This is a genomic window from Pseudomonas sp. REP124, from assembly GCF_020164475.1.
Lineage (GTDB): Bacteria > Pseudomonadota > Gammaproteobacteria > Pseudomonadales > Pseudomonadaceae > Aquipseudomonas.
Window position 1 is genome coordinate 1 of sequence record NZ_JAIQWX010000196.1, and the last position, 9865, is coordinate 9865.

Annotated in this window: 7 protein-coding genes; 6 read left to right on the forward strand and 1 reads right to left on the reverse strand. The window is 62.2% G+C overall.

Features of this window, described 5'->3' with window-relative positions; all coding sequences use genetic code 11:
* The first annotated feature begins 188 nt into the window (after positions 1-188).
* The 3 genes from K9857_RS27930 to K9857_RS27940 all read left to right on the forward strand — a co-directional run bounded on the left by K9857_RS27930 (position 189) and on the right by K9857_RS27940 (position 5288).
* Complete coding sequence (locus K9857_RS27930) at positions 189-1346, forward strand: efflux RND transporter periplasmic adaptor subunit (RefSeq protein ID WP_224541404.1); 1158 nt, start codon at positions 189-191, stop codon at positions 1344-1346.
* A gap of 15 nt (positions 1347-1361) precedes the next feature.
* On the forward strand, positions 1362-4457 hold the full coding sequence (locus tag K9857_RS27935) for an efflux RND transporter permease subunit (RefSeq protein WP_224541406.1): 3096 nt from the start codon (positions 1362-1364) through the stop codon (positions 4455-4457).
* A 189-nt stretch (positions 4458-4646) separates the two neighbouring features.
* Positions 4647-5288 carry a DUF1345 domain-containing protein gene (locus K9857_RS27940; protein ID WP_224541408.1) on the forward strand — a complete coding sequence of 214 codons (642 nt, stop codon included), beginning with the start codon at positions 4647-4649 and terminating at the stop codon, positions 5286-5288.
* Here K9857_RS27940 and K9857_RS27945 read toward each other — a convergent pair.
* Positions 5260-6951 (reverse strand): fibronectin type III domain-containing protein, encoded by a 1692-nt coding sequence (locus K9857_RS27945; protein ID WP_224541411.1) that lies wholly within the window; start codon positions 6949-6951, stop codon positions 5260-5262. The genes K9857_RS27940 and K9857_RS27945 overlap by 29 nt on opposite strands.
* Before the next feature lie 205 nt (positions 6952-7156).
* Here K9857_RS27945 and K9857_RS27950 point away from each other — a divergent pair, with 205 nt between their 5' ends.
* The 3 genes from K9857_RS27950 to K9857_RS27960 all read left to right on the forward strand — a co-directional run bounded on the left by K9857_RS27950 (position 7157) and on the right by K9857_RS27960 (position 9823).
* Positions 7157-7996 carry an AraC family transcriptional regulator gene (locus K9857_RS27950; protein ID WP_224541413.1) on the forward strand — a complete coding sequence of 280 codons (840 nt, stop codon included), beginning with the start codon at positions 7157-7159 and terminating at the stop codon, positions 7994-7996.
* A gap of 52 nt (positions 7997-8048) precedes the next feature.
* Entirely contained in the window at positions 8049-8657 is a 609-nt protein-coding gene (locus K9857_RS27955; RefSeq protein WP_224541415.1) for a LysE family translocator, read from the forward strand.
* Between the two features lie 140 nt (positions 8658-8797).
* Positions 8798-9823: a LacI family DNA-binding transcriptional regulator gene (locus K9857_RS27960; protein ID WP_318011788.1), complete on the forward strand. Its 1026-nt coding sequence runs from the start codon at positions 8798-8800 to the stop codon at positions 9821-9823.
* Positions 9824-9865: the final 42 nt, after the last annotated feature.

Consider the following 9865-nt stretch of genomic DNA (forward strand, 5'->3'; position numbering starts at 1 on the left):
CTCTGTAGGAGCGAGGCTTGCCCGCGAACAGGCCCGACCAGACGCTGAAGAATTCAAGACATGCAGGATATACGCCCTCACCCGAACCTGAGCAAAACCCTTACACAATTTCACACAGCACCAACAAAGCTTCACCGCTCCCAAGTGCCCCGCCCAGTAGCATGCCGGGGTCACTATTGGGGTATTTCATGTCAAACCATCTGCTTGCCAAGCTCGGTCTCCTGACGCTGGCCTTGACCCTGAGCGCCTGCGACAAGGCCTCGACCGCCGAAGAGTCGGCGCCACTGCCCACCGTGCGCATCGAAACCATCCAGGCCCATCCCCTGTCGATCAGCAGCGAGCTGAGCGGGCGCATCGTCGCACCGCGCATCGCCGAAGTGCGTGCCCGGGTGGCTGGTGTGGTCCTGCAACGGACCTTTCGCGAAGGCAGCGACGTGAAACAGGGCGATGTGCTGTTTCGCATCGATCCGGCGCCGTTCAAGGCGGATCTGGACAGCGCCGAAGCCGCGTTGCGCAAGGCCGAGGCCAATGCTTTCCAGGCCAGACTTCAGGAGCAGCGCTACGCCCAGCTGATCGATGACAAGGCCATCAGCGCCCAGGAATACGACAATGCGCGGGCACTGGCGCGTCAGACCGTCGCCGAAGTCGCCGCCAACAAGGCCGCCGTGGAGCGGGCGAAACTCAACCTCGGTTACGCCACCGTCACCGCACCGATTTCCGGGCGTATCGGCCGCGCATTGGTCACCGAAGGCGCCCTGGTCGGGCAGAACGAAACCACCCCGCTGGCGCTGATCCAGCAACTGAACCCGATCCACGCCGACCTGACCCAGTCGACCCGAGAACTCAACGACCTGCGCCGCGCCTTCCGCTCCGGCCAGCTGGAAGCCGTCGGCCAGGGCCAGGCCAAGGCCACGCTGATCCAGGACGACGGCAGCCTCTATCCGCTGCCGGGCAAGCTGCTGTTCACCGACATCACGGTCGATCCCGGCACCGGCCAGATCATCCTGCGCAGCGAATTCCCCAACCCCGACCTCGACCTGCTGCCCGGCAGCTTCGTGCGGGTGCGTCTGGAACAGGCGGTCAACCAGCAAGGCATCAGCGTGCCGCAGCGGGCGATCCAGCGTGACAGCGCCGGCATCGCACAGGTGCTGCTGCTCGACGACGAACAGCGGGTCGGCCAGCAACCGGTCGAACTGGGCGCGGTGCAGAACGACCGTTGGGTGGTCACCGGCGGCTTGAAGCCGGGCGACCGCATCGTCATCGAAGGCCTGCAGCACGCCCGCCCCGGCGACAAAGTGCAGATCGACGACTCCCCTCTTCCACTTGCCCAGGCTTCTGGTCAATAAGCAGGACGCTTGTTTATGCCGCAGTTCTTTATCGACCGCCCGGTGTTCGCCTGGGTGGTCGCCCTGTTCATTCTGCTGGCCGGTGTCCTGGCCATTCCGCAGTTGCCGGTGGCGCAATACCCCGACGTCGCGCCGCCGCAAGTCGAAATCTACGCCGTGTACCCCGGCGCCTCGGCGCAGACCGTGGACGAGAGCGTGGTCAGCCTGATCGAGGAAGAGCTCAACGGCGCCGATCACCTGCTGTATTTCGAGTCCCAGAGCAGCCTCGGCAGCGCCACGATCAAGGCGACGTTCCAGCCGGGCACCAACCCGGAACTGGCCCAGGTGGATGTGCAGAACCGCCTGAAGGTCGTCGAGTCGCGCCTGCCGCAGGCGGTGAACCAGCAGGGTCTGCAGGTGGAGAAAGTCTCCGCCGGTTTCCTGCTGCTGATCACCCTGACTTCCACTGACGGCAAGCTCGACGACGTGGCGCTCAGCGACTACCTGGCGCGCAACGTGATGAACGAGATCAAGCGCCTGGACGGGGTCGGCAAGGCCCAGCTGTATGGCGCCGAACGGGCCATGCGCATCTGGATCGACCCGCAGAAGCTGATCGGTTTCAACCTGACCCCGGCGGACGTCAACGCCGCCATCGTTGCGCAAAACGCCCAGGTTTCGGCAGGCAGCATCGGCGACCTGCCGACCCGCAGCACCCAGGAAATCACCGCGACCATTCTGGTGAAGGGCCAGCTGTCGAGCCCTGAAGAATTCGCCGACATCGTGCTCAAGGCCAATCCCGACGGCTCCACCGTGCGCATCGGCGATGTGGCGCGGGTCGAGATCGGCAGCCAGGAATACCAGTTCGGCACGCGCCTGAACGGCAAGCCGTCCACCGCGGTCGGCGTGCAACTCTCGCCGGGCGCCAACGCCCTGAGCACCGCGACGCTGGTGCGGGCGAAGATGGACGAACTGTCGCGCTACTTCCCGGCCAATGTCGAATACAAGATCCCTTACGACACCTCGCCTTTCGTCAAGGTCTCGATCACCAAGGTGGTCTACACCCTGCTCGAGGCGATGGTGCTGGTGTTCGCGGTGATGTTCCTGTTCCTGCAGAACATCCGCTACACGCTGATTCCGACGCTTGTCGTGCCGGTAGCGTTGATGGGCACGTTCGCGACCATGCTGGCGCTGGGCTTTTCGATCAACGTGCTGACCATGTTCGGCATGGTGCTGGCCATCGGCATTCTGGTGGACGACGCGATTGTGGTGGTGGAGAACGTCGAGCGGATCATGGCCACCGAAGGCCTGTCGCCCAAGGAGGCCACGCGCAAGGCGATGAAGCAGATCACCGGGGCGATCATCGGCATCACCCTGGTGCTGGTGGCGGTGTTCATTCCGATGGCCTTCATGCAGGGATCGGTAGGAGTGATTTACCGGCAGTTCTCGTTGTCGATGGCCACCTCGATCCTGTTCTCGGCCTTCCTCGCCCTGACCCTGACCCCGGCGCTCTGCGCGACGCTGCTCAAGCCGATCGGCAAGGGTGAGCATCATGAAAAGACCGGGTTCTTCGGCTGGTTCAACCGTGGTTTCGACCGACTGACCGAGCGGTATGAGGGCTGGGTCGCTTACGCGCTGAAACGCAGCGGTCGTTACCTGTTGATCTACGGTCTGCTGCTGATCGGCCTGGGGCTGTGCTTCAGCCGCCTGCCCTCTTCGTTCCTGCCGGTCGAGGATCAGGGTTACACCATCACCGACATCCAGCTGCCGCCCGGCGCGAGCAAGAACCGCACGGTGCAGGTGGTCGAGCAGATCGAAGCGCACAACGCCACGGAACCCGGCGTGGGCGACAGCACGGTGATTCTCGGCTTCAGTTTCTCCGGCAACGGGCAGAACGCGGCGCTGGCGTTTACCACCTTGAAGGACTGGTCCCAGCGTGGCAGCGACGATTCGGCGAGCTCCATTGCCGACCGCGCCAACATCGCCCTGAGCCAGATCAAGGACGCCGTGACTTTTGCCGTGCTGCCACCGCCGGTGGATGGTCTGGGCACCTCCAGCGGTTTCGAGTTCCGCCTGCAGGATCGCGGCGGCCTCGGCCATGCCACGTTGATGCAGGCGCGCACCGAGTTGCTGGCGGCTGCCGAGAAGAGCCCGATCCTGATGAACGTGCGCGAAAGCGCCCTGGCCGAAGCGCCGCAGGTGCAGTTGATCGTCGACCGCAAGCAGGCCAATGCCCTGGGCGTGTCCTTTGCCGATGTCGGCAGCATGCTGTCCACCGCCGTGGGTTCGACTTACATCAACGACTTCCCTAATCAGGGGCGCATGCAACGGGTGGTGGTCCAGGCCGAGGGTGATCAGCGCAGCCAGGTCGACGATCTGCTGAAAATGCACGTGCGTAACAGCGAGGGAAAAATGGTCCCGCTGTCTGCCTTCGTCCAGGCCAAATGGACCCTGGGGCCGGCGCAGTTGACGCGTTACAACGGTTATCCGGCGATCAGCATTTCCGGCGAGCCGACACCGGGACACAGCACCGGGGAAGCCATGGCGGAGATCGAGCGGCTGGTGGCGCTTGGGCCGGCGGGATTGGGCCAGGAATGGACCGGGTTGTCGTTGCAGGAAAGGTTGTCCGGCAGTCAGGCGCCGATTCTGCTGGGGTTGTCGCTGCTGATCGTGTTCCTGTGCCTGGCGGCGCTGTATGAGAGCTGGTCGATTCCGACCTCGGTGTTGCTGGTGGTGCCCTTGGGCGTGCTCGGCGCGGTGCTGGCGGTGACGTTGCGCGGGATGCCCAACGATGTGTTCTTCAAGGTCGGACTGATCACCATCATCGGCCTGTCGGCGAAGAACGCGATCCTGATCATCGAATTCGCCAAGAGCCTGTACGACGAAGGCCACGACCTGATCGACGCCACCCTGCAAGCCGCGCGCCTGCGCTTGCGCCCGATCGTCATGACCTCCCTGGCCTTCATCCTCGGCGTCGTGCCGCTGGCCATCGCCACGGGTGCAAGCTCGGCGAGCCAGCAAGCGATCGGCACGGGGGTGATTGGCGGGATGATTACGGCGACGCTGGCGGTGGTGTTCGTACCGGTGTTTTTTGTGGTGGTGATGAAGCTCGTTCGCAGACGAAAGCAAATCTAATCAACACCACCACCCCCTGTAGGAGCGAGCATGCTCGCGATGGTCGTCAACGATGATGCGGGAAACCTGATGCCCCGCGTTATCGTTGGCCTCCATCGCGAGCATGCTCGCTCCTACAGGGGTTCAGTGTTGGCCATGCCACTGCGCTGGGGCTAAGGTGTTGGCATACTCCGCCGCCATCGAGCCCCCATGCCCTTCCTCACCCACACCCACCCACGCCTCTCCGCCGCCACGACTCTGGGCATCGGCGTGGGCATTCTGGCACCGGCCGATTCGGTCATCGGCAAAATCCTCATCGGCTGGAACACTGGGGTCTGGGCCTACCTGATACTGATGATCTGGCTTGCCGCGCACTCCAAGGCAACCGACGTCAAACGCATCGCCGACATCGAAGACGAGAACGCCGGCCTGGTGTTGCTGGTGGTATGCATCGCAGCGATTGCCAGCCTGGCCGCCATTACCTTCGAACTGGCCGGCAGCAAGGAACTGGCAACCACCCCGAAACTTCTGCACTACGGCTTCACCGCACTGACGGTGATCGGCTCATGGCTGCTGATCGGAGTGATTTTCAGCGTGCACTACGCCCGCCTGTTCTACACCTGCGAAGACAAAGCCCCGGCCCTGCGCTTCGCCGAAAGCCTGACCACGCCCAATTACTGGGACTTTCTGTACTTCTCGTTCACCATCAGCGCCGCCGTACAGACCTCCGATGTCGGCGTCGCCACGCGGGATCTGCGCAAGATCGTGCTGGCGCAGTCGTTGATCGGGTTTCTGTTCAACACCGCGATACTCGGGTTCTCGATCAATATTGCGGCGGGGTTGTTTGGTTGAACGTCGGGCCTTCGATCTCAATGGTCAGCGCCGCAGGTTCAGAGGCGTTTCCGGCCAGATCCATGGCGCACACTTCAAACGAGTAACTGCCGGGCAGCAAATCCACAGCGGTGTAGTGCAGCAGTGGCGTGCTGTCGAAGTACGCATGGCTGTTGTAAATCACATACTCAAGAACGCCGATATCATCGGTTGATTCATTCCATGCCAGCGTGACCGAGTCGGTGGTTATCTGTGTGCTGTGCAGATTTCCCGGTGTACTGGGCGCAGTAATATCCTGGGGTTCATAGATCAGCAGCGTCGGCTCGGACAGTTGCCCGTACATGTCGAACACCGTGACGCTGATCCGGTATTCGACACCTGGCACCAAGTCGTTCAAGACCACGGAAGTGAAAATGAGCACATCAAGGTAGTGCTCTTCATTAATCAGAATTTTTGCGCCGGTCGTTGTCCCTTCATCCGGCTGCCACCATTCCAGTCGGGCTGATGTGGCGGTCAAAGCCGTGATGCTCAACTCAGGTGCCGACGGTGGTGGTGAAGGCGCCTGTCCGGTGGTTTTAAAGGCAACGGCCGGGCTGGCGCCCGATGCATTCCCTTGCTTGTCCCGGGCACGCACGAATGCCCAGTGATAAGAGCCGCTGGCCAGCCCGGTGAAGGTGAATTGTGTATTCAACGTCCGGTAAGGCAGAAACCCGTACAGGACCGCTTCATAACTGGCCACCCCAACATCGTCACTGGAGGGCTCCCAACTCAATGTTGCACTGGTGTCGGTTATGTCACTGACAACCGGAGCCCCAGGTCGGCTGGGAGGAACATCGTCCGAGACGGTACTTTCGAACAACGCGATGTCGGAAACCTCCCCATCCAGCATCGCTTGAACCTTGAACTTCAAGTGGTGTGGCACCGGTCCCGGTGATACATCCGAGAGCCAGAAGCTGTGACCCAGGCGGCCAGCCGCCGTAGTGAACACCTGACCATTGACAGTGACTTCATGAGCGGCAGGCTGTTTGAAAACCGGGTCCCACGCCACCCTGCACAGTCCGTTTCGCTGACTGAACCGCAGGTTGGAGGGAGTGCGCACCCGGGTCTTGAACGTGGCACCGCTGGGTCCGGAAACGCCTGCGTCATTGACCGCCCGCACTTCAACCTTATAAACCGTAAAGCTCCTCAAATGCGTGAGGCAGACTTGCGGCTCATCCACCTGTTTGACCAGAAACCCGTTCAGGTAAACCCGGTAGCGAATGCCGGTGAATCCGGGGTTAGCCCGCTCCCAACTCAAGCTCAATGATGAAAAGCTCACATCCAGCAGCTGAGGCAGCCCCGGTTTGCCGGGCGGGTGGAGTTTGAGCAGACGATAAGGGCTGGGATCCGAGACGTTGGTGACTGACGCTTTGGCCGTCACCTGAAACTGATACTCGACATCGGGTTTCAACGCTTTTATTTCACAGGGCGGACGGAGCACATTGAGCGTTGGCAATCCCTCGCCGGTCACTTCATAACCAATGGCATTCGGGCACTGGTTGCACCATGAATAGGGTTCATCCCAGCTCAACAAGGCGGTGGTTGAGGACGTCCGCCAGCCTCGTATGTTGCCGGGCGCGCAAATTCGAATGCCTGATCTGGGCTCGACAGGATTTTCTACCGCGGACGGCTCGATCCGGCTCATGTTCAGCCTCCCTGCTCACGTCAATGTGCTGATCACTAGAACACATCCCCGGCGCTTGCATAACTATCAGAACTGCTAGTGGCGCGGTGGCGTTTGCGTGCTATGGCTAGTCGATTCGCTGGCTGAACCCCCTGCACAAACGTTCTAGCCACCCTCCACGACGCGGGGGTTAATATGGACCGGCAATCCGTCTCGCAGGTGCAGCATGACTTCTCACAACTGGATCGACCTGGCCCAGGATGCCGACACCGGCATCGAGACGCTGCGCGCGCATTTCGAGGGGCATGCCTACGATCCGCACTGGCATGACAGCTACCTGGTGGGGTTCACCGAGCAAGGAGTCCAACAGTTCAACTGCCGGCGGGCCAAACACCAGAGCACGCCGGGCAAGGTGTTTTTGCTGGAGCCGGGGGATATCCACGACGGTGAGGCGCCGACCGAGGACGGTTTCACTTACCGCATGCTGTACCTCGATCCGCAGTGGCTGACCCGGGAAATCAGCGCGTTGTTCGACAAGGCGCCGGACCACGGTGAATTGAGTTTCGCCCAGACCCTGACCACCGATGTGCAGCTGACCCAGGCCATTGCGCGGGCCTTCGAGACGCTGCATCGCGGTGAACTGAAGATCGTCCGCCAGACGGCGCTGGACGGTTTGCTCGAACGCCTGACCACCCACCTGCACTGGCGCGCCCGTTATGGCGAAGACCCGCGCCTGCCGCTGGTGGCGCAGAAGGCCCGGGAATACCTGCACGCCCATGCCCACGAAGACATCGGACTCGATCAACTGGCGGCGGCCACCGGCGTCGATCGCTTTCGCCTGACCCGCGCCTTCAAGGCCGCTTACGGCATGGCGCCCCACGCCTATCTGGTGCAACTGCGCCTGGCCACCGCCCGGCGAATGCTGGCCCGGGGTGAGCAGCCGGCGACGGTGGCGATGGCTTTGGGCTTCGCCGACCAGAGTCATCTGGGCCGCTGGTTCGTGCGCGCCTATGGCCTGACGCCGGCGCTGTATCGCAAGCGTTGCTCAAATCTTCCAGACAGTTGAACGGCGGGCCGGTGAAGATCGAATTCACTGATCTTCACTGGAGTTGCTAGCGATGTTCGCCTCTTTCCCGACGTTATTGCCCTTCCTGCTGTTCGCCTTCGTGGCCTCCATCACCCCAGGTCCCACCAACATTCTGGTGCTGAGCAACAGTGCCCGATTCGGTCTGAGCGCTGCCCTCCCGATCATCCTCGGCGCCTGTGCCAGCGCTGCAATTCTGGTACTGGTGGTGGGCACCGGTGCAGGCTCGTCTTTGAACAAATGGCCGGCGGTCCAGACAGTGATGCAATGGGCCGGCGTGAGTTGGCTTAGCTACCTGGCCTGGCAGATTTTCCGCGCGGCAGCCAGCGCGGTGACCGCCCAGGACAGCGGCTCGCGCCTGGGGATCTGGGGCGCTGCCAGCCTGCAATGGATCAACCCGAAGACATGGATGATGGCGCTGGCGGTGGTCAGTGTGTTCGCCGGTGTCGGAGAAGATCGCATGGTGCATGTGCTGTACCTGTCCCTGGCGTTTTTCCTGATTTCCCTGCCGTGCATGGGTGTCTGGGCGTTGCTCGGCGCCGGATCCAGCCGCTGGTTGCGCTCGCCTCGGTCCATGCAGCGTTTCAACCGCTGCATGGCCCTGTTGCTGCTGGGTTCGGCGTGGCTGAGCGTTCTGGCCTGACTCCGTCCGTCGGCGCTTGCTCGACAATTTCTAACCCGGGACTTGACGGCGAATCCGCTTCTGGTGTCTTCTGAAACCGGTTTCAGCACAATCTCACGACACGTTGAAACCCTATAAATCCAATAACAAGGTTTCAGTCCGTGAACGATTTTTCCGCCGCCCAGCGCAGCCGCGTCACCATGCTCGACGTCGCCGAACACGCCAAGGTGTCCAAGGCCAGCGTGTCGCGATTCATCGGTGACGACCGCGCCCTGCTCTCCGACGCCATCGCCTCGCGCATCGAGCAGGCCATCGCCGAACTCGGTTATCGCCCGAACCAGATGGCCCGCGGCCTCAAACGCGGGCGCACCCGCCTGATCGGCATGCTGGTGGCCGACATCCGCAACCCCTATTCGATTGCCGTGATGCACGGCGTGGAAACCGCCTGTCGTCGCCACGGCTACAGCCTTGTGGTGTGCAACACCGACCGCGATGACGAGCAGGAACGCCAGCACCTGGCGCTGCTGCGCTCCTACAACATCGAAGGGCTGATCGTGAACACCCTCGGCCACCACCGTGACGAATTGCACGAACTGCACCGGGAAATGCCGATGGTGCTGGTGGACCGCAAGGTCGAGCACCTGGAGAGCGACATGGTCGGGCTGGATAACCCGGCGGCTGTGGAGCTTGCGCTGAGTCATCTGGAAGAGCGCGGCTACCGCGATGTGCTGCTGGTGACCGAGCCCTTCGACGGCACCAGTTCGCGGATCGAGCGCGTGGCGAGTTTCAAGGCACAGATTGCAAAGCGGCCGGCGTTGCGTGGGACGTTGATCGAGACGGGCAGCGATCTGACGGCGGATTTGAAGTGTTTTCTGGAGGTACCTGGTCCCGGGCCCAAGGCGTTGTTCTGTGGCAACGGGGTTGCGGCGCTGGCCAGTACGCAGGGACTGCGGGAGTTGAACTGCCAGCTGTTTGAGGATGTGGGGCTGATCGCGCTGGATGATCTGGATTGGTATCCGTTGGTGGGGAGCGGGATTACCGCGCTTGCCCAGCCGACGGCGGAGATCGGGGAGAGTGCGTTCGAGTGTCTGCTCAAGCGGTTGCGTGGGGATGATGGGCCGGTGAGGACCCTGGATTTTTCGGCGCGGTTGATTGTTAGGGGGTCGACCCTTGGGAACTTGCGGTGAATGTGGTGGCCTCTTCGCGGGCAAGCCTCGCTCCTACAAGGG